The sequence below is a fragment of the Colwellia sp. BRX10-1 genome, from assembly GCF_014077545.1.
GTDB lineage: Bacteria > Pseudomonadota > Gammaproteobacteria > Enterobacterales > Alteromonadaceae > Colwellia_A.
In genome coordinates this window covers 26728-47903 of record NZ_JACGWC010000009.1, presented here as the reverse complement: position 1 = coordinate 47903, position 21176 = coordinate 26728, and the positions used below count along the sequence as shown (strand labels likewise).

Genomic DNA, 21176 nt, shown 5'->3' with positions numbered 1-21176 from the left:
TGGGTAACCTATATACGGTTGATTAATTTCAGCTCTTTATTTAAGCCTAAATGGCGCGGTTAATAAAGCCTGCGCTAAAGGGATATCTTGATAGTGATTTTCACGAATATTATGAATAAATTTCAGGGTCTTAAAAGCATCAAACCAAACGACTAGCTGTTTATTAAACTGCTTTTCACTATTATTTATTTGTTTTTCAACAAAAGCTTCAAAACCTATTTGATTTAATGCGGTAACTATTGGCTCAGATAACGGTTCTAACCATGCGATTAAATCACCACGATAGTGCCATAAATTTGCAAAAGCAGACAATACAGCTTTGAGCAATGTAAATACTTGAGGATGGTAATAACAATAATCTAGGTGACTTGCTTGTAAATCAAGAATTTTTTGCACTGCAGGTCCAGTACCAAACGGCACACGTTGAGACGTTCTGGCATCAAGCTTTACTGTTACCTCTTCAATAAATTCAACAGCACCTAACTTAGCTAATTTATTTATTAAATAAAAATCTTCTCCAGCACTGCGCTTTGGAAAACCACGAGCCTGAACATATACTTCCGCTTTAAACGCTAAAATACTCCCAATAGTAAAAAAGGCATAAGGTGAATCGGCATAATGTAAGCCCGCAACATAATAGCGTAAAGCGCTTTCATAAAGAAAATTAGCCTGATGAATGCTTTTATCTTCACTGCTATGCTTAAAGTTAAAACAGCAAACTACGGTATTTTTATCACGTGTATGTAAAGCGTTAAAATAATCATCGGGTAAGTAAGCATCGGCATCACTAGAACAGATCCAAGCTTGTCTGATGCGGTTTACTGAAATTAAATAAGCGCTGAGGTCAGTACCTATTTTACGTGCCAGCCCTACGCCTTGGTCTTTATCAATAGCATGAGTAAAACGGTCAACCACTAACAGCCATGTTTGACTTTGTGTTACCTTAATCAAGGTCAGGTTATTGTTTTGCCAGCAGTTATCACCACAAGAAAGTGCATATTGATAAAGTGCTTTTTGTTGATTTATCTCGTTATAATTAGCCACTGAATTATCTTCGCGTAACGATTGAGTAACAGACTCGGCGATCGATTCGGTAATAGGTTCGTTAATGACCAGCACCATAAGTACCGGAGATTTTGAAAGTGATGAAGCTAAAAAACGCTCAATAAAAGCGCTTGTTTCTTGATAAGCAGGAATAACCACAACATGGTCAACAGTAAACTCATCAGGTAACCCTGATTCATATTGAGTTAGTACCGCAACTTCACTTTCAGCATAGCGACTAAAATATTGGTTAAACACTTTTGACATCAGCTTACCCGTTAACCATTTATCGTTAAATAATTAATGCAGAGCCGCTCTAAAGGGAAGTTTTGCACAAATCTCAGCTTCTAATGTCAGTACTTCTTCTAAACGTATATTAACTTCGTCTTTATCAAAATATTCATAAGCGAGTTCGATAAATAAATTTTTATGCTTTTCTTCAGACTTTGCAATCGCGTCATATAAGACTTTGTCTTTGCCTTCAGGCAATGCTTGGGCAATAAGCGAAAAACGTTCGTATCCTCGCGCCTCAATCACACCAGCAACGATTAATCGGTCCATAAAAAACACTTCTGCGCCATTACGAAAGGCTTTACGAATTTGGGTAATATAAGGGTCTTTGGTGTCTGCGCCGAGCTGAATGCCACGCGCATTGATTAATTTTAACACTTGTTTAAAATGAATGAGCTCTTCTATCGCTAAGTCAGCCATAGCTTTAACCATATTTTTTCTATCGGGATAATGAGAGATCATTGACATCGCCATACCTGACGCTTTTTTTTCTGCGGTTGCATGATCAAGTAAAAAAGCATTGAAATCAGCAAGAGCAACTTGCGCCCATTCTTTTGGCGTATGGTATTTAAGTTCAAACATAAAACTACTTATTATTGAAAGAGGAAATTTGCCCGCTATTTTATAGGAAAATAGCGGGCGAACAAACATAAATGTTCACTTGTTTGTCAAAGTCGCGTTATGACTTACTTACTTAACTTTTTCAATCGTAAGCTCACTAATACCAGTAATAATAACCAGTAAATACTGCCACTACTTGATTGCTCAGGATCGGTTTTCTTGGCAACTTCAGCATTAGGCACAACGGCAACACCACCTGGGTCGTCTATAATACCGTTAACCAAACCATCCGCATCGTTTGCACCGCCATCTTCAATCAATAAGCGTACACATTGATGCCCTTCAGTTAAACCTGTCTGGTATAAAGCACTCTGTGGCGGTGGACATACATCGTTATCTGCTGGACTAGACGCTAAGGTATTTTTGCTGTTTTCAACAAAGTTTTGCCAACCACTGTCACGATTAAATTTCCGGTAAAGCGCATTTTGTGGAATACCATCATTTAACGGAATAACCACAGCTGCAGAGGCACCAAAAGGAGTCACCTGATGAATTTCAAAGTCAAAGTAATCACTACGATGATCATAAGTGTCCGTTGCGACTAAACCGGTTGCATCCATCTCTTGTTGTGTCATTTGCACGCCATCTGAAAACTGCTGTAACGCATATTTACCTAAGCGTAACTTTAAGCCTGGCTCAGTTTCCATTAACTTAGTTTTACCGGCATTAACATGTAATGGCTGCAAATAAGCAATATCATTATTATCTAAGAATGCCGGAACACCATCGTTATCGTCATCAGCATAACCTTCAATATTATCTGCGATACCATCACTGTCCGTATCACTACCGTCGAGTCGAGCTAAAATGCTATTAACCGGAATACTAAGGCGATGAGTTTGTGACAATTCGCCACTGCCATTATCAGTAACACTGACTTCTACCGTAATTAATCCTCTTATTTCTTCAGGTAAAACAAAGTTGTCAGGTTGCAAATAAACCTTTAATTGACTGGCACTTATTTCGGCATTGATATACTCAGGCAGTAACCAATTAATAATGTGTGAATCATTTGGATTATCATCATTTATCTGTAGCTCTATGGTCACTTCACCTTGGTCTTTACTGATACTAGAAACCGCTATATTTTGCTGAGTCATACGCAATTGTGTTGTCGGTACTATATTATTTTCAGTAATAACTATGGTGTGGCTATTATTGACACCGGCATTTATTTCATTGCCAAAACTCAGCACAAGCTGTTCATCACTTTCTGCTTGAAAGTCTTTATTAATCAAGATATCAATAAAGCCTGACGTGCCCTCAGTAATAACAATTTTATTGTCTGTTATCTTATAATCAAGGGCATCTACATTACCAGAAATAGCAAAAGGTAATTCAATGGGATAAGCCGGCGCTTTGCCTGACAAGACAACTTCAACCCGAGCCGTAGCGCCCTCACCTATTGTTTGCGTCGCACTAAAGTTCACTAACGGATAAACATTAAGCACTTGTGGGGTGGTTGAAACATTACCAGCCTCATCAACCGCTCGCCATATAATATTGTACAACCCTGAGGTAATATATTTTTGTCCGCGCTCAAAACCCACCGGTGTTAATGCACAACAGTTAGCGCCATCACGACCATCTTCAACATAAACGTCGGTTAACTGTACCAATTGTGTTTGTGTTAGCGCAGTAAAGGTATGATCAGCATCAAGGTGAACTGCTTGTGGGACCGTTATCACTGGCGCATAATCGTCAATTAATGGATTGGTGTTGTTACGCTCTTCATCAACATTTGCCGTGCCGTCTGAATCTGTATCAATTAGTGCATCAGCATCGTTAAATGGGTTAAAACCATATTGAAGCTCAAAGACATCACTCATGCCGTCATTATCGTCATCAGGATCGGCATTATTACCTAAACCATCAACATCAAAATCTAGTGACTCTGTCGGGTTTAGCGGTAACTGGTCGAGATAATCAAAGACACCGTCGTTATCATCATCGATATCGTTAACATTGCCAATACCATCACCATCGGTATCAACACTTTCTATCGGATCGAGTGGGAAAGCATCGTCGATATCAAGCACACCGTCATTATCATCGTCACTATCGCTATTATTTCCAATGCCGTCATTATCACTGTCACGTGATTCATTCGGGTCAAAGGGAAATAAATCAACGTTATCTAGCACACCATCATTATCGTCGTCAGTATCAAGTACATCACCAATACCATCGCCATCAGTGTCAAATATTTCTCCTGGATCAAACGGAAAAGCATCATCAGTATCAAGAATACTATCGTTGTCATCATCGGCATCAGCGTTATCGCCTAGCCCATCTCCATCCGAGTCTTGCCATTCAGTTGCATCTAATGGATATAAATCATTACTATCAAGATAACTGTCATTATCGTCATCTGTATCTGCATTATTCCCTATGCCGTCATTATCGGTATCAAGCCTTTCATTAACATCTAATGGAAAAGCATCTAGGCTATCAACTAAACCATCGTTGTCATCGTCACTGTCGCTATTGTTACCAACAAGATCTCCGTCGGTATCTTGCCACTCGTTAGGATCTAAAGGAAAAGGGTCGTTAGCATCTGGTTCACTATCACCATCATCGTTGATATCAACATTATTACCTGTGCCATCACCGTCGGTATCTAAATATTCGCTCACATCTAATGGAAAGGCATCAGCATTATCAGCAAAACCGTCACCATCATCATCTGGATCAGCGTTGTTACCAATACCATCGCCGTCAGTATCTATGCTTTCAGCCGTATTTAACGGAAATAAATCAATGTTATCTACAACACCATCATTGTCGTCATCATTATCATTAGTTTCATTAGCTAGGCCATCGCCATCCGTATCTGTTCTTGCTAACGGATCGGTTGGTCCGGGATCAACCGCATTGGCAATACCATCGCCATCAATATCTGGATCGCTATTATCGCCGATAAAATCGCCATCTAAATCATTCCATTCAGTTGCATCGAAAGGAAAAAGATCTATCGTATCAGGAATACCATCACCGACACCGGTAAAATCGTGCGTGTCATCATCAAGATCGGTATTATCAGCAACGCCATCACCATCGGTATCTGTGGTTGCTAAGGGTAACAGTGAGTTTGCCGGTGTTTCATTTACATCTAATATTCCATCGTTATCATCATCTGTATCAGTATTATTACCAACGCCGTCTCCATCAGTATCAAGCCACTCACTTGCATCTAATGGAAATCTATCGACGCCATCAGCTACATTGTCGCCATCATCATCGGTATCAGCAACATTACCTGTTCCATCACCGTCAGTATCAATATATTCACTAGGGTCTAATGGAAAGACATCATCTAAACCATCGATAATACCATTGCCGTTAATGTCATCTAAAACGCCATCATTATCATCGTCGGCATCAGAGTTATTACCTATACCATCAAAATCAGTATCTACTGACTCATTAACATTAAGCGGAAAAGGGTCACTGCTGTCTAAGACACCATCACCATCGTCGTCTGTATCTGCATTATTGCCTGTACCGTCACCATCAGTATCAATAAATTCAGTGTTATCAAGCGGAAAAGCATCGTTTACATTTAAATGGCCATCGCCATCAATATCTGTATCACCATTATCGCCAACACCGTCACTGTCGGTGTCTAACCATTCACTCGCATTTAGCGGAAAATCATCATTTATATCAAGGAAACCATCACCAACACCCGTACCATCATGTGTGTCATCATCGGTATCAATATTATTATCGATACCATCACCATCGGTATCAAACCATCTTGAGGCATCATTGGGCCATACATCAATACCATTTGCGTAACTGTCTCCATCACTATCGTTATCAGCATTATCACCTATACCGTCACTATCAAGATCTCTTTGCTCTGAGCTATCAAGTGGAAAAGCATCATCAACGTCTAGAATAGTATCGCCATCGTCATCGGTATCAGTGTTATTACCTATACCGTCAGAATCGGTATCAAGTTGTTCAGAGGCATCAAGCGGAAAAGCATCATAGCGGTCAATGATACCGTCACCATCATCATCAGTATCGGTATTGTTGCCTATCGTATCACTGTCGGTATCGTCCCATTCAAGTGGATTAAGGGGATATATATCAACAACATCAACAACGCCATCACCATCATCATCAAGATCAACCGTATTGCCAGAGCAATCACCGTCGGTATCAAGCCATTCAAAAGAATTTTCGATAAAAGGATCGTATGCGTTCAGTACAGGGTCACCATCACGGTTAAAATCAAAACCGTCGGGTACACCATCACCGTCATCATCAGGATCAGCATTATTACCAATACCGTCTAAGTCTGTGTCATACCACTCGGTTGGGTCAGTTGGAAATAAATCATAAGCGCCGCCAATAACCATAGTATCGTCGTAACCATCACCATCAGCATCGAGTAAAGGAGTTGGCGGAGGGCATTGTGGTACAACCGCATAAACAGGAAAACTGCTCATAAGTGTTAATACGAGAGGAAAAACGACTGAATGAATTCTTAATGGCATAAACATCCCCACCAATAGCAATATATTTTAAACTTACAGGTGTAAGTTATTACGTCTTGAAATTAACAAGACCACCTATTTAATGGCGATCATTATTAATTTCTTCTTTAAACTTTAGCAAATATCATCAACAAAGACCTTAAATGCTAGGCTAGACAACTTTTTCTATCAAACTTAATAATCTAAGCCTCGTCCAAAACGATAACTTAGACCAACATAAACAGATGTTATAGCACCAAATTCAGAAAAATTAGGTTGATGTTTAACACCTAGGTTTAATGCAGTATTTTTATTAAACTTATAATGGGCAACAACGCCTAGTACCATGTTTATATCATTTTCTTGCGAAGGGTATATTTCCACTGTATCTGAACTGTTTGGGTCGGTATAGGTAAGTTTATTTTCAGTGAGCGCTAGTGAAGCGCCCAGTTGATATTCAATCGTTAATTTTTTGAAAAAAGCATTATAACTTTGTATCTTATGACGATAACTAACAAGCCCATCAATGGTATTAATTTTAAAAAAACGTTCGTCGGTTATGGTGAAAGGTAAATCATATTTTACTTTTTCTAAGTTATTATAAGAAGCAGTCCAATAGAAATTTCCACCTTTAGTAAAGCTGTCTGCTAAAGAAAAACTATAACCTTGGCTGTTAGCGTCTTGCCCTTTGTGAATGTTACCTGCTACTTCTAAAGCATTAACACTGTATGAAAAAAGACTTGAAGCAATAAAGATACCGCCAACGGCAAAAGTTTTCCGCAGCTTACTTAAATTTTTAACCATTATATTTCTTCCTAAATGAGAGTGTTGCAATATTAAATTTTCTTGTTCGTTGTTATCTATATTAATTTTCACTATTGATACCACCATCAAAAATTTGACTCTTTATTGCATTCAGATCAAATGCATAATCTATTTTATAAATATGCAATTTTTAAACCATAAAAATTTTAAAATATAAACAAATATATGCTAATGTTATTTTTTGTGAATATATATTTAAGCGATAAATTAGCTATGTTTAGAGTGATTAATAATATTATTGACCGCTGTTTCTTCACTGTAACATTTATAGTAGGTGTGCAATTACCGGCATTTATCATTCAATATAAACATCGCCTGTCCGGACACTTATCTGAAGCAAAACTGCACCTAGTAGAATTTCAAAACATTGCAGATCTGCACTACCAAGGTAATTTATCAGCGATGATAACGAAGTATCAAGCTAATTCTGAGCCGTCAATAGTCAATACTGCCGAAATTATTAACCAATTGGTCATACGGGTTGAGTATTTGCAGTCACAACTTAGCGTGATAACTAGCGACGTTTATATTGAACGGATTTATAACTTTATTGTTTATGGCGATAAAGTCATTATTAAAGATACCTTAACTGATTTTTCACTGACTATCCCACTTGAGATAAATGCACTAAGTACTGGAGCGGTCATCGCTATTGTTGGTTTAATAGCGAAGGAAATAATTGTTTCTTTGCTTAAGTTACTAGGTAAAAAGATGTCACTAAATCATCAAAAAAGTTCACACTAAAGCAAGATAGTTAAGCGCTACTCTAGATCACGCATAGAGACAGATTGATACCCTAACTAAACGATATAAATCAAGGCTATCCTTGCCACCCATACTTGGCTCTATCTTATCTATCCCTGCTCTCTCGCAAGCATAAAAAAAGGTTGCCGTAGCAACCTTCTATAAACATCATCTCATCTATTATTGAATACATAGAAAAGCATGCTCTAACGTTATACGTTATTAATTAGCCGTTACCGTTTTCAACGCGACTCTTTAATTTTTGTCCAGGACGGAAAGTAACAACTTTACGAGCAGAAATTGGAATATCTTCACCCGTTTTAGGGTTACGACCTGGGCGTTCGCTTTTAACACGAAGATCGAAGTTACCAAAACCTGAAAGCTTAACTTGTTCGCCACTTTCTAACGTTTCGCGTATTTCTTCAAAAAACACCTCAACCATATCTTTTGCGTCGCGTTTGCTCAGCCCAACTTTCTCGAATAAATGTTCTGCTACTTCTGCTTTAGTAAGCGCCATTACCTAATTCCTCAGTGATGCATTTAGCTCAGTTTCTAATGTGTCTACGACACGTTCAACGACTTCATTAATGTCTTTTTCTTCGAGGGTTTTATCACAATCCTGTAAAGTCATCGCTATCGCTAAGCTCTTAAACCCTTCTTCAATACCATTTCCTCGGTATACGTCAAACAAGTTTAGATCAACTAAATAATTTCCGCCAACCTTTTCAATAAGTTGTAAGACATTATTTGCATTAATTTGCTCTTCAACGATCACTGCTATGTCACGTCTATTGGCAGGAAAGCGAGATATATCACCAGCTTCAGGGATTTGTTGTGTTGAAATTTCAGACAATAATAGCTCAAAAATAAATGTACGACCGTTTAGTCCTAATTTTCTTTCTAATTCAGGATGTAAGGTACCAACATGTCCCACCAGCACACCATTCTTATGGATTGCGGCGGTTTGGCCAGGATGAAGTGCGACTATTTCATCTTTTGAAAACTGATATAACGAAGTATCGCCCGTAAGAGCCAGTAAGGCTTCTACGTCTGATTTAATATCAAAAAAATCACTTGCAGACTTTTCCATATCCCAATGTTCTTCATTACGCTGGCCGGTCACAACACCTGCAAACATTTGTTCTTGTCGAACACCGTTTTCTGCGGCTTCATCTGGAACAAAACGTAAACCTGTTTCAAATAAACGGATGCGAGATTGCTGGCGGTTCTGGTTGTAAATAACCGATTGCAATAAGCCTGTCCACATACTTAAACGCATCACCGACATTTCAGAAGAAATTGGATGCGGCAAAGTCATCACCGCTTGTTCAGGGTGAATAAGCGCTTGAACTTTTGGGTCAACAAAACTATAAGTTATTGCTTCTTGATATCCACGATTAACCATAACGTTGCGTAAACGTTTCAACGGAATGAACTTTTCTTTTTGTTCGCGCATCGCCAACGTTGCTTTAGGCGACACATTTGGAATATTGTTGTAACCAAAAATACGCGCAACTTCTTCAATTAAGTCGACTTCAACTTTAATATCAAAACGATATGCTGGTACCACTACGGTCCAAACATCATTTACAAAGGTAATTTCGAAACCTAAACGCGTTAAAATCTCAGTCACTTTAGCATCTTCAATATGATGACCAATGCGTCCATCAAGTTTTTCGCGGCGTAAGGTTACTGTTTTTTCTTTTGGTAAATGTTCATCACTTAATGCTTCAACGATAGGTCCTGCTTGGCCACCGACAATAGCTAATAATAAGGTCGTTGCACGTTCCATAGCACTACGCTGCAATTCAGGGTCAATACCACGTTCGTAACGATGTGATGAATCAGTATGTAAACCATATTGGCGGGCTTTACCTAAAATAGCCAAGGGAGCAAAGAAAGCACTTTCTAAGAAAATATCAGTTGATTTTTCTTCTTCATCGGATTTAACACCCGATTCTTTTCCGCCAAAAATGCCAGCCATCGCTAAGGCTTTACTTTCATCAGCAATCACTAATGTTTCGCTCGAAAGCGTCACTTCATTACCGTCAAGCAAAACAAGTTTTTCACCTGACGTAGCAAAACGAACATTAATACCACCATCGATTTTTGATAAATCAAAAGCGTGCATCGGGTGCCCTTGCTCAAGCAACACGTAATTAGTTACATCGACAACAGGGTCAATTGAGCGAGTGCCACAACGGCGTAATTTTTCTACCATCCATAACGGTGTTTTCGCGGTTACATCTATATTTTTAATCACTCGTCCTAAATAACGCGGACAAGCTTGTGGTGCAGATAAAGTAATGTCACGCACATCATCAATCGTTGCAACAACAGCAACAATTTCAGGTTCAGTAATGTTAGCACTATTTAACACCCCCACTTCGCGTGCTAAACCTTTAAGGCCTAAACAATCACCGCGATTAGCCGTTAAATCAACATCGATGGTAACGTCATTTAAGTCTAAGTATTCACGAACACACATACCGATTGGTGCATCAGGTGCAAGCTCCATAATACCGTCAGCACTTTCAGACAAACCAATTTCTGACTCACTACACAACATGCCATGAGAAGGCACGCCACGCAATTTAGCTTTTTTAATTTTAAAGTCGCCCGGTAAAACTGCGCCAACCGTTGCAACAGCAACCTTGAGGCCTAAACGACAGTTTTTAGCGCCACAAACGATGTCAACTAACTCGCCATCATTAAACTCGCTACCCAGATTTATTTTTGTTACTTGTAATTTGTCTGCGTCAGGGTGAGGCCCACATTCAACAACTTCACCAATTAATACACCGGTAAATTCACCCGCAACAGGTTCTACAGCGTCAACTTCTAAGCCGGCCATAGTTATTTGATGAGCTAACTCACTCGATGAAATAGCAGGATTAACCCACTCACGTAACCAAGATTCACTAAATTTCATTGTTGGCTTTCCTACTTGAACTGTTTTAAGAAGCGAAGATCATTTTCGAAGAATGAACGTAAATCGTTTACACCGTAGCGCAACATGGTTAAGCGTTCAACGCCCATGCCAAAAGCAAAACCTGTGTATACTTCAGGGTCAATACCTACTGATTTTAAAACGTTAGGATGAACCATACCGCAACCTAAAACTTCTAACCATTTGCCATTTTTGCCCATAATATCCACTTCTGCTGAAGGTTCAGTAAAAGGGAAATAAGAAGGACGGAAACGAATTTCAACTTCTTCTTCAAAAAAGTGATGTAAGAAATCGTGTAAAATACCTTTAAGATGCGTAAAGCTAACATCTTTATCAACCATTAAGCCTTCAACTTGGTGGAACATTGGCGTATGCGTTTGATCGTAATCATTACGATAAACTTTGCCCGGAGATATAATACGTAAAGGCGGTTGCTCTTTTTCCATAGTACGAATTTGTACACCAGAAGTCTGTGTACGTAAAACTAACTTAGGATTGAAGTAAAAAGTGTCATGGTCTTGACGTGCAGGATGGTGCTCTGGAATATTCAGTGCATCGAAATTATGAAAATCGTCTTCAACCTCAGGACCTTCTTTAACAGAAAAACCTAAATCACCAAAAAAGCTTTCTATACGCTCAATAGTACGTGTTACTGGGTGTAAACCACCTAGGTCATTACTACGCCCTGGCAATGTTACATCAATAGACTCAGCAGCTAACTGTTTAGCAATAACCTCTGCACGCAATAACTCACCACGTTCGGTTAATAATTTTTGTACTTGCTGCTTAGCAATATTGATCACTTGCCCTGCTTTAGGTTTTTCTTCTTTAGGTAATTTACTTAAGCCCTTCATTTGCTCAGTGAACAAACCTTTCTTACCTAAAAAATTAACGCGAACTTGATCAAGCTCTACTGGATCTTTTGCTGCAGAAATAGCTTGTTCTGCCTGCAATATTATATCGTCTAAATTCATGAGTTCCTCTAAAACGGCTCTAAAACCGTTCAGTAAATTTGAAGGTTTTGGCTAGACTGATGGTATTAATATAAATGGTGTATGATTTTACACAAAAATCAATTGATTATGTAGTGAAAAGAGTGCTTTTACTGAAAAAACAGCTCAGATAAGAAAAAGGCCTCTATTTCAATAAAGGCCTTGCTGTTTTTTGACGTCTAAATCACAAAATTTAACTACAAATTATACCCTGATTCATCATGTTCAATTAAATCAAGGCCCGTTATTTCTTGTTCTTTATCAACCCTTAAGCCTTTAGTCATCAAGGAAACAAGCTTAAACAACACGTAAGAGACAACCGCCGTATAGACAATAACAGCGCCAATTCCCACTAATTGAACACTGACCTGCCCTAACATCGTGGTGATACCCTCTGCATAACCATAACCACTAAAAGCGCCTAGCTCTGTAGAAGAAAACACACCCGCTAATAAAGTGCCTAAAATACCCCCGACACCATGCACGGGAAAAACATCTAAAGAATCGTCAATTTTTAACTTTTGTTTAATATAGACCGTTGAATAAAAACAAATAAAACCCGCAGAAATCCCTATAACTAGTGCGCCACCTGGGCCAACAAAACCTGATGCAGGTGTTATTGTCCCTAAACCGGCAACCATGCCCGTTACCGCGCCTAAGACACTCGCTTTACCAAATTTTTTCCATTCAATAGCAGCCCAAGTCAGTGCACCTGCTGAAGCGGATAAATGCGTGACTAACATAGCCATTGCTGCGTCACCATTGGCGGCTAAGGCACTACCACCATTGAAACCAAACCAACCTACCCAAAGCAAACCTGCCCCCGTAATAGTCATGGTTAAGTTATGTGGCAACATAGGCGTTCGAGGGAAACCATATCGAGGACCTAAAACAACAGCAGCAACCAAGGCAGCAACACCACAGGTAATATGCACCACAATACCACCGGCAAAATCATAAATGCCCATTTGGCCTAACCAACCGCCGCCCCAAACCCAATGAGTTACCGGAGCATAAACCGCTAGCAACCATAAGCCACTAAAAATTAAGACTGCAGAAAACTTCATTCTTTCTGCATAAGCGCCAATAATAAGTGCAGGAGTAATAACCGCAAACGTCATTTGAAATAAAGCAAACAAGCTTTCCGGAATATCACCAACAAGGGTTTCTTTGGTTATTCCCATCATAAGTACTTTGCTAAAATCACCTATCCACGCATTACCTTCACCAAAGGCTAAGCTATAACCGACCACAAACCAAAGTATCGAAGAAAGAGCAGCAATTGAAAAACACTGCATAAGAATAGAAAGAATATTTTTACGTCGAACTAATCCACCGTAAAATAAAGCGAGTCCGGGTAAGGTCATCATTAGGACTAGAGCCGTTGATGTGAGGATCCACGCCGTATTTGCGCCGTTCAATTCGTCATTGCTGGCAAAACTTGGCAATGCGACCGCGGACAAAAGTAAAACAAAAAGTGTTAATACTTTATTCATCGTTATGCTTGAGTGTAACTGCTTAAATAGCTTCATTATCTGTTTCACCTGTTCTGATCCTAACAATATGTTCGATGTTAGTGACAAATATCTTACCGTCACCTATTTTTCCTGTTTGTGCTGTTTCGAGAATAGTGTCGATAACACGCTCAACCATTTCATCCTTAACAGCGAGCTCAAGTTTCATTTTTGGTAAAAAATCGACAACATATTCGGCACCACGATAAAGTTCGGTATGACCTTTTTGACGGCCAAAACCATTAACTTCGCTTAACGTTAATCCTTCTAGACCTATCTCACTGAGTGCTTCACGAACATCATCGAGTTTAAAAGGTTTGATTATTGCGGTTATCAACTTCATTTGTTCACCTTTAGTGCATATTATTTAAGATTGTTTATATAAATTTATTTAAGCACCATTTATGCCCAAAGAGACAATCAACTAAAAAACAATAAGTTAAAAAATATTAATTAATATTACATCGCTCAAATGCACCAAAATGTTGCACACAAACACAACCCAAACACCATATTGGTGCGCAGATTATGACCATTAGTCAGATTTTATGTTTAAGAAAAAGTGTAAAGGGCAAAATTGAAGGTTTAGTATTAGCAAAGGTTAGAGATGGTAAATAGCGCACAAAAAAAAAGCCCTACGGGTGTAGAGCTTTTAAGCAGAGACAATAACGACTTAATCGATTAGCTGATACTGCTCGCGTAAAATATCAATTATTTCAGCTTTAGGGTTAGCAGACAAAACAATTTTTTGACCGGTAATTTTCTCAGCGATCGCTGTGTATGTTTGTGACACATCCATTAATACGGATGCCGGTAACTCATTGTTGCGAGCTAAAGCTAAGCGCTCGTCCATGCGATTTTTATTTAATAAAATATCAGCATCAGGGAAATGTGCTAAAAGTAATTGGCGGAAACCTTCTTTCGAGTTTTCAACCACTTTACCGGCACGATATTGCTCGCCATCCCAAATACGTGAAGAATCAGGCGTACCCACTTCGTCCATATAAATTAACTTGTCGTTGCCAGCTTTATCTTTTACATAGCCAAATTCAAACTTAGTATCTACAAAAATTTGGTCAAGCTTTGCCAACGCATCAGAAATAACGTCAAAACCTTCCGTTAATAATTTTTCGTATAAAGTAATATCATCAGGCGTTTTAAAATTAAAGGCTTCAAAATTATCTTCAATATTTTTGCGAGTAATATTAACATCATCAATCGCAGGAACGCCCGGAATGCCTTCTAAAATACCTTTTGTTGACGGTGTTTGTAGAAGTTCAGGTAGCTTTGAATCTTTCAATAATCCTTCAGCTAATTCGATACCACAAAAATCACGTTCACCTTTTACGTATGAACGCCACATAGAACCGGTAATATACTGACGACAGATAGCTTCAATCATTACAGGTTTAGCTTTTTGTACGATCCAAACAAACGGATGTGGAATATCAAGAATATGACTATCGGCTAGACCTTGATCTTTAAATAATTTAAACCAATGATTTGATATAGCATTCAGTGATGCACCTTTTCCAGGTACACCTTGCATACCACCTTCGCCTTGCCAAATACATTCAAAAGCAGAAATACGATCACTAATAACCATAATGGCTAAAGGTGTGTCGTCGGCAACATCATAGCCTTTCTCTTGAATTAGTCGCTTACTATCCGCGTCGGTTAACCAATAAACACTGCGCACTTTACCGCTGTGAACTGGTGCATCGGTACGAATAGGTAAATCATTATTTACCGCTAAAATTTGATCTGCAAGACTCATCGGTTTAAACCTTAATTATCAAGTTAATATTAATTGTAGCGAATAATATCTTTGCGCGTTATCCCAAAAGATAAAATAGTATTCGGTATAATTAATAAAAACATTTTAATACATTATAACCAAGGTGTTTAGTTTAATTTCCAAAGTAAAGAACGGTGCTAATAACTATTAGTAAGTACTTTAAAACGCAGAAAGTGAGCTAAAGAACAAGTTAGTATAATTAAAAAAAGAAAAGGACGCCTAATGGCGTCCTTATCTCAAAGCTTTTTCAAGTTCTATGCAGCTAAAGCAGCTTTCGCTTTTTCAACTAAGAATGTGAATGTTGCTTTGTCGTATACTGCAATATCAGCTAGGATCTTACGATCGATTTCAATAGCAGCCTTTTTAAGACCATTAATGAAAACACTGTAAGATAAACCGTTTATGCGAGCTGCTGCATTTATACGAGTGATCCAAAGCTGACGGAATTGACGTTTACGTTGACGACGATCGCGGTAAGCGTACTGACCTGCTTTAGTTACTGCTTGATAAGCAACACGGTAAACACGGCTACGTGCTCCGTAATAACCTTTAGCTTGCTTTAGAACCTTCTTGTGACGTGCACGAGCTTGTACACCACGTTTTACTCTAGCCATTCTATATCTCTCCTATTAACCGTGACGTAAAAGTTTTTTAACTGACTTAATGTCAGCCGCCGAAATCATGCACTTAGCACGAAGATGACGTTTAACTTTAGTACGACGCTTAGTCAAGATATGACGAAGGCCAGCTTGTTTGAACTTGTAGCCAGAGGCTGTTTTTTTAAAGCGCTTCGCAGCACCTTTGTTAGTTTTCATTTTAGGCATGAATATTACTCCGCATTCATGTTTGTGCTATTACACATAAACATTGCCATTGAAATTTAGCAACTTAGGCGAAAAACTTAACGCGTTTATTTAAGGATAAACAAAAATAAACGTTAGTTTTTACTTTCAGGCCTAAAGTTACCCGTTAAAATCAATAATGGTGAACTTATTTTAATTTACATCAAACTAAGTTACTTGAAATACCGGTTATTGATTATTTTTTAGGTGCTAGTACCATCACCATTTGTCTTCCTTCCGCACGACGCGGGAAGAATTCAAGTACAGTTAACTCTTCTAAATCGTTTTTAACGCGAGTTAGTAGTTGTAAACCGAGTTCTTGGTGAGCCATTTCACGACCACGGAAACGTAAAGTTACTTTAACTTTATCGCCACCCTCTAAAAAGCGCTTCAGGTTGCGTAGTTTTACCTGATAGTCGCCTTCATCTGTTCCAGGACGGAATTTAATTTCCTTAACCTGTATCTGTTTCTGGTTTTTGCGTTGTTCTTTTTGTTCTTTAGCTTTTTCATAGATAAACTTACCGTAATCCATAACACGGAGTACAGGAGGTTTAGCCGTAGGGCTTATTTCAACAAGATCAACACCAGCTTCGTCAGCTTGATCCATTGCTTCATCTAATGTGACGATGCCACCAGGCTCTCCGTCAAATCTAATCAAACGAACTTCATTATCAGCAATACCTGTAATTAACTCATTTAAACGATGTGCTGGCTCTTTTTGCCCGCCTCGTTGTCCACCTTTAATAGCCATGTTCCTCCAAAGAACTTTGTTCCGAGTAGCTGGTGTTATTTTTAACTTAACAACTACTCAGATTAATAAAATATTTTGATGTATGTTATAAACGTTATTATAAGTAATTTAAACGCTAACTGCGAGAGTTAACTTCTTCACTTAGTTTAGAAATAAAGTCATCAACAGACATTTTGCCTAAATCTTCACCACTTCGCGTTCGAATAGCGATTTCGCCTGCTTCCATTTCTTTGTCACCAACAACTAACAAATATGGAACACGCTTCAAAGTGTGCTCGCGGATTTTAAAGCCTATCTTCTCATTTCTCAAGTCTAGTTTTACTCTAAATCCACTTTCTTTTAGTTTTTTAACAACTTTTTCACAATATTGACCCTGTTTGTCGGTAATATTCATCACAGTTGCATGAATTGGAGATAACCAGGTCGGAAACTTCCCGGTAAACTCTTCAATCAAAATTCCAATAAAACGCTCAAGTGAACCTAAAATAGCACGATGAATCATCACTGGGATGTATCTTTCGTTGTCTTCACCAACATAAGTTGCGCCTAAACGCTCTGGTAAAGCAAAATCGAGCTGCACTGTACCACATTGCCAAGCACGACCTAAACAATCCATTAAGGTAAATTCAATCTTAGGACCATAAAATGCTCCTTCGCCTGGTAAATATTCAAATTTGATGTCGCTGTCGGTTAATGCTTGTGCAAGACCCGCTTCAGCTTTGTCCCAAATTTCATCACTACCAATGCGATTTTCAGGACGCGTTGATAATTTAACAACAACATCTTCAAAACCAAATGAACCATAGACATCGTATACCATCTCGATACATTTTTTTACTTCGGCTTGTACTTGTGATTCCATACAGAAAATATGAGCATCATCTTGAGTAAAGCCACGAACGCGCATTAAGCCATGTAATGAACCTGATGGCTCGTTACGATGACAACAACCAAACTCAGCAATACGTAAAGGTAAATCGCGGTACGATTTTAAACCTTGGTTGAATATCTGTACATGACCTGGACAGTTCATTGGTTTTATCGCGTATTCACGCTTTTCAGACTCAGTGGTGAACATGCCGTCGGCATATTTTTCCCAATGACCTGATTTTTCCCAAAGGCTTCTGTCCATCATCATCGGCGCTTTAACTTCGTCATAATCATATTCGTGTAATTTTTCACGAATAAATTTCTCTAACTCAGTGTAAATTGTCCAACCATCGTTATGCCAAAACACCATGCCTGGTGCTTCTTCTTGCCAATGAAATAAATCTAATGTTTTACCAATTTTACGGTGATCGCGCTTTTCAGCTTCTGCTAAACGAACGATATACGCTTTAAGTTGCTTTTTATCAGCCCAAGCTGTGCCGTAAATACGTTGCAACATTTTGTTGTCAGAATTACCGCGCCAATAAGCACCAGCAACTTTCATCAATTTAAAATGATGACAATGACGCATACTAGGTACATGAGGACCACGACACATATCAATGTATTCTTGGTGATGATATAAAGCAGGCGTATCAGTTTTCTCGATGTTTTCATCAAGAATCTGTAATTTGTAGGTTTCACCACGCTCAGTAAACGCATCGTAAGCGTCTTGCCATGAACCTGTTTTCTTAACAACTTCATAACCGGTGCGTGCTAGTTCAGTCATACGTTTTTCAAGTTTGACTAAATCGTCTTCAGTAATTGACTCTTCAAGGTCAATATCATAATAAAAGCCGTTATCAATCGTTGGTCCAATCGCCATTTTAACATTTGGGTATAACTGCTTAATAGCATGCCCTAGTAAATGCGCACAAGAATGACGAATAATCTCAAGAGCTTCGTTATCTTTATTAGTGATAAGTTGTAAAGAAGCATCTTGGGTAATTAATTCACAAGCATCAACAAGATTTCCGTCGATACGACCCGCGATGGTTGCTTTAGCAAGACCAGGTCCTATGTCTAAGGCAACATCCATTACCGATACTGCATTGTCGAATGAACGTTTTGAACCGTCAGGGAGAGTGATAACAGGCATTAATTTTCCTTTATTTCAGTGGCGTCACACACAAAGTGACGCTTGAATATATTTTTAATAATATAAACTATTTCTTTTGGGAAATATTTGAGGTCGCAAATATAGGGGAATTCCCCTTTATTTGCAATATAAAGACAGACTTATCTTTTTGCCATCATTGCCAGCGCCATCGCTTCTGCGACTTTAATACCATCAATACCCGCTGATAATATACCACCTGCATAACCAGCACCTTCACCAGCCGGATAAAGACCTTCGACATTAATGCTTTGCAGTGACTCTCTATCACGGGTAATTTGAATGGTTGATGATGTTCTTGTCTCAACAGCCGTTAATGTCGCATCATTCATTGAAAAACCTTTTATCTTACGTTCAAAGGCAGGTAATGCTTCACGAATAGCGGCAATAGCGTAATCAGGTAAGGTTTCACTTAAGTCGCAATATTTAACGCCGGGCTTGTATGAAGGGCTAACTTCGCCATGCTCACCGCTTTTACGTCCAGCAAGAAAATCACCAACCAACTGCACTGGCGCATCATAATTTTCTCCACCGAGTTTAAAGGCTGTTTCTTCTAAACGGCGTTGAAATTCAATACCCGATAATACGTCTGAAGGATCATCTTTATTAGCAAAGTCGCTAGGCTCAATACCAACAACAATTGCGCTATTCGCATTACGCTCATGACGCGAGTATTGGCTCATACCATTAGTGACTAAGCGCCCTTCTTCTGATGCCGCTGCAACTACAGTTCCGCCAGGACACATACAGAAGCTGTAAACACTTCGACCATTATTACAATGGTGTACTAATTTATAATCTGCAGCGCCTAATATTTCATTACCGGCATTGTCACCAAAACGTGCATCATCAATAACTGATTGCTCATGTTCTATGCGAAAGCCAACTGAAAAAGGTTTAGCTTTTACCGAGACTTTATTTTTAACAAGCATCTCAAAGGTGTCACGAGCGCTATGACCTACGGCTAAAGCAACATAATTGGTATCAATACGTTCGCCACTGGCCAGTGTTAAGCCATTAATACGTTTGTGTCCATCAGTACCTTGCTCTTCGTCAAAATGAAATTCGTCAACGCGTTGTTCAAAACGAATTTCACCACCAAGCGCAATAATTTTAGCGCGCATTTGCTCAATCATAGTAACGAGCTTAAAGGTACCAATATGCGGTTTACTCACAAATAAAATTTCTTCAGGCGCGCCTGCATCAACAAATTCATGCAGCACTTTACGGCTATAATGTTTCTTGTCTTTAACTTGGCTGTAGAGTTTACCATCAGAAAAAGTACCTGCACCACCCTCACCAAATTGTACATTAGATTCAGTATTGAGTATTTTTTTGCGCCAAAAGCCAAAGGTATCTTTGGTGCGTTGACGTACTTCTTTACCGCGCTCTAAAATAATCGGCTTAAATCCCATTTGAGCAAGTACTAATCCGATAAATAAGCCACATGGACCAAAGCCAATAACAACAGGTCGTTGTGATAAGACTTCTGGCGCTTGGGCAACAAAATTGTAGCTCATGTCAGGGCTTACTTTTACTTGGCTGTCTTTAGCAAATTTTTCAAGTAATTCTTCATTAAGGCGAGTGTCTACATCAAGCGTATAAATCAACACTATTTTTGCTTTTTTACGTGCGTCATATCCGCGCTTATGAACCGTAAAATCAATTAGCTGATCTTCAGAAATTGATAATGTATCTAGAATAGCCAGTTTTATATCAGCTTCTTCATGATCAAGCGGCAGTTGGATATTTGTTAAACGCAACATAGTGAGCGGTTCCAAAAAGAGAAAAGGGAATTTTTCGGCATTTTACCTGAACATACCTCTCAGTTAAATCAACAATTGAAATTATTGCTAAGCTAGGTATGATCAGCTCGAAAATATTTCATCTCATCAAAAGAGTACGTTATGGCATTTGTAGTTACCGACAATTGTATAAAATGTAAATACACCGACTGTGTAGCAGTATGCCCAGTGGATGCATTTTATGAAGGTCCTAATTTTTTAGTCATCAGTCCTGAAGACTGTATTGATTGTGACTTATGTCCGGTTGAATGCCCTGCAGGCGCCATATATCAAGAAGATGACGTTCCTGAAGATCAAAAAGAATTTATCGAACTCAATGCTGAGTTAGCTAAAGTATGGCCGAGAATAACCGAAGTAAAACCCGCACCTGCCGATGCACAAGAATGGGATGGTGTACCCAATAAAATAGCTCACTTAATTATTGAAAATTAAAATCAGTTCAGCAAAATAAACACATTGCTCAATTAT

The 21176-nt window shown here is 38.8% G+C and carries 17 protein-coding genes; 2 read left to right on the top strand and 15 right to left on the bottom strand.

Annotation, left to right across the window (positions count from 1 at the left end; all coding sequences use genetic code 11):
* Positions 1 to 36: 36 nt before the first annotated feature.
* The 4 genes from H4J75_RS09645 to H4J75_RS09630 form a co-directional block, all read right to left on the bottom strand.
* Entirely contained in the window at positions 37 to 1311 is a 1275-nt protein-coding gene (locus H4J75_RS09645) for a hypothetical protein (RefSeq protein WP_182222002.1), read from the bottom strand.
* Between the two features lie 33 nt (positions 1312 to 1344).
* On the bottom strand, positions 1345 to 1917 hold the full coding sequence (locus H4J75_RS09640) for a tRNA-(ms[2]io[6]A)-hydroxylase (protein ID WP_070376952.1): 573 nt from the start codon (positions 1915 to 1917) through the stop codon (positions 1345 to 1347).
* Between the two features lie 104 nt (positions 1918 to 2021).
* Positions 2022 to 6464, bottom strand: coding sequence for a thrombospondin type 3 repeat-containing protein (locus H4J75_RS09635; protein ID WP_182222001.1), 4443 nt, complete (start codon positions 6462 to 6464; stop codon positions 2022 to 2024).
* 174 nt (positions 6465 to 6638) lie between these two features.
* Positions 6639 to 7319 carry a hypothetical protein gene (locus H4J75_RS09630; protein ID WP_182222000.1) on the bottom strand — a complete coding sequence of 227 codons (681 nt, stop codon included), beginning with the start codon at positions 7317 to 7319 and terminating at the stop codon, positions 6639 to 6641.
* A gap of 132 nt (positions 7320 to 7451) precedes the next feature.
* Between H4J75_RS09630 and H4J75_RS09625 the strand changes: the two genes are divergently transcribed.
* Positions 7452 to 8012, top strand: coding sequence for a DUF2937 family protein (locus H4J75_RS09625; protein WP_182221999.1), 561 nt, complete (start codon positions 7452 to 7454; stop codon positions 8010 to 8012).
* A 226-nt stretch (positions 8013 to 8238) separates the two neighbouring features.
* Here H4J75_RS09625 and H4J75_RS09620 read toward each other — a convergent pair whose 3' ends face one another.
* From H4J75_RS09620 to H4J75_RS09570, 11 genes are all read right to left on the bottom strand, one after another.
* On the bottom strand, positions 8239 to 8529 hold the full coding sequence (locus H4J75_RS09620) for an integration host factor subunit alpha (protein WP_070373739.1): 291 nt from the start codon (positions 8527 to 8529) through the stop codon (positions 8239 to 8241).
* Positions 8530 to 8532: 3 nt separating this feature from the next.
* Positions 8533 to 10944: a phenylalanine--tRNA ligase subunit beta gene (pheT, locus tag H4J75_RS09615; RefSeq protein ID WP_182221998.1), complete on the bottom strand. Its 2412-nt coding sequence runs from the start codon at positions 10942 to 10944 to the stop codon at positions 8533 to 8535.
* A gap of 11 nt (positions 10945 to 10955) precedes the next feature.
* Complete coding sequence (gene pheS, locus H4J75_RS09610; RefSeq protein WP_070373741.1) at positions 10956 to 11936, bottom strand: phenylalanine--tRNA ligase subunit alpha; 981 nt, start codon at positions 11934 to 11936, stop codon at positions 10956 to 10958.
* 215 nt (positions 11937 to 12151) lie between these two features.
* A complete protein-coding gene (locus tag H4J75_RS09605) occupies positions 12152 to 13450 on the bottom strand; it encodes an ammonium transporter (RefSeq protein ID WP_182221997.1) in 1299 nt (432 codons plus the stop codon).
* A 22-nt stretch (positions 13451 to 13472) separates the two neighbouring features.
* A complete protein-coding gene (locus tag H4J75_RS09600; protein ID WP_070373742.1) occupies positions 13473 to 13811 on the bottom strand; it encodes a P-II family nitrogen regulator in 339 nt (112 codons plus the stop codon).
* 330 nt (positions 13812 to 14141) lie between these two features.
* Positions 14142 to 15245 carry a phosphoribosylaminoimidazolesuccinocarboxamide synthase gene (locus H4J75_RS09595; protein ID WP_070373743.1) on the bottom strand — a complete coding sequence of 368 codons (1104 nt, stop codon included), beginning with the start codon at positions 15243 to 15245 and terminating at the stop codon, positions 14142 to 14144.
* A gap of 275 nt (positions 15246 to 15520) precedes the next feature.
* On the bottom strand, positions 15521 to 15880 hold the full coding sequence (rplT, locus tag H4J75_RS09590; protein WP_070373744.1) for a 50S ribosomal protein L20: 360 nt from the start codon (positions 15878 to 15880) through the stop codon (positions 15521 to 15523).
* 15 nt (positions 15881 to 15895) lie between these two features.
* On the bottom strand, positions 15896 to 16090 hold the full coding sequence (gene rpmI / locus H4J75_RS09585) for a 50S ribosomal protein L35 (protein ID WP_070373745.1): 195 nt from the start codon (positions 16088 to 16090) through the stop codon (positions 15896 to 15898).
* A gap of 214 nt (positions 16091 to 16304) precedes the next feature.
* On the bottom strand, positions 16305 to 16859 hold the full coding sequence (gene infC / locus H4J75_RS09580) for a translation initiation factor IF-3 (protein WP_070373746.1): 555 nt from the start codon (positions 16857 to 16859) through the stop codon (positions 16305 to 16307).
* A 115-nt stretch (positions 16860 to 16974) separates the two neighbouring features.
* Positions 16975 to 18885, bottom strand: coding sequence for a threonine--tRNA ligase (thrS, locus tag H4J75_RS09575; RefSeq protein ID WP_070373747.1), 1911 nt, complete (start codon positions 18883 to 18885; stop codon positions 16975 to 16977).
* A 140-nt stretch (positions 18886 to 19025) separates the two neighbouring features.
* Complete coding sequence (locus H4J75_RS09570; RefSeq protein ID WP_070373748.1) at positions 19026 to 20669, bottom strand: NAD(P)/FAD-dependent oxidoreductase; 1644 nt, start codon at positions 20667 to 20669, stop codon at positions 19026 to 19028.
* Positions 20670 to 20810: 141 nt separating this feature from the next.
* Here H4J75_RS09570 and fdxA point away from each other — a divergent pair, with 141 nt between their 5' ends.
* A complete protein-coding gene (gene fdxA / locus H4J75_RS09565; protein ID WP_182218013.1) occupies positions 20811 to 21140 on the top strand; it encodes a ferredoxin FdxA in 330 nt (109 codons plus the stop codon).
* Positions 21141 to 21176 lie beyond the last annotated feature (36 nt).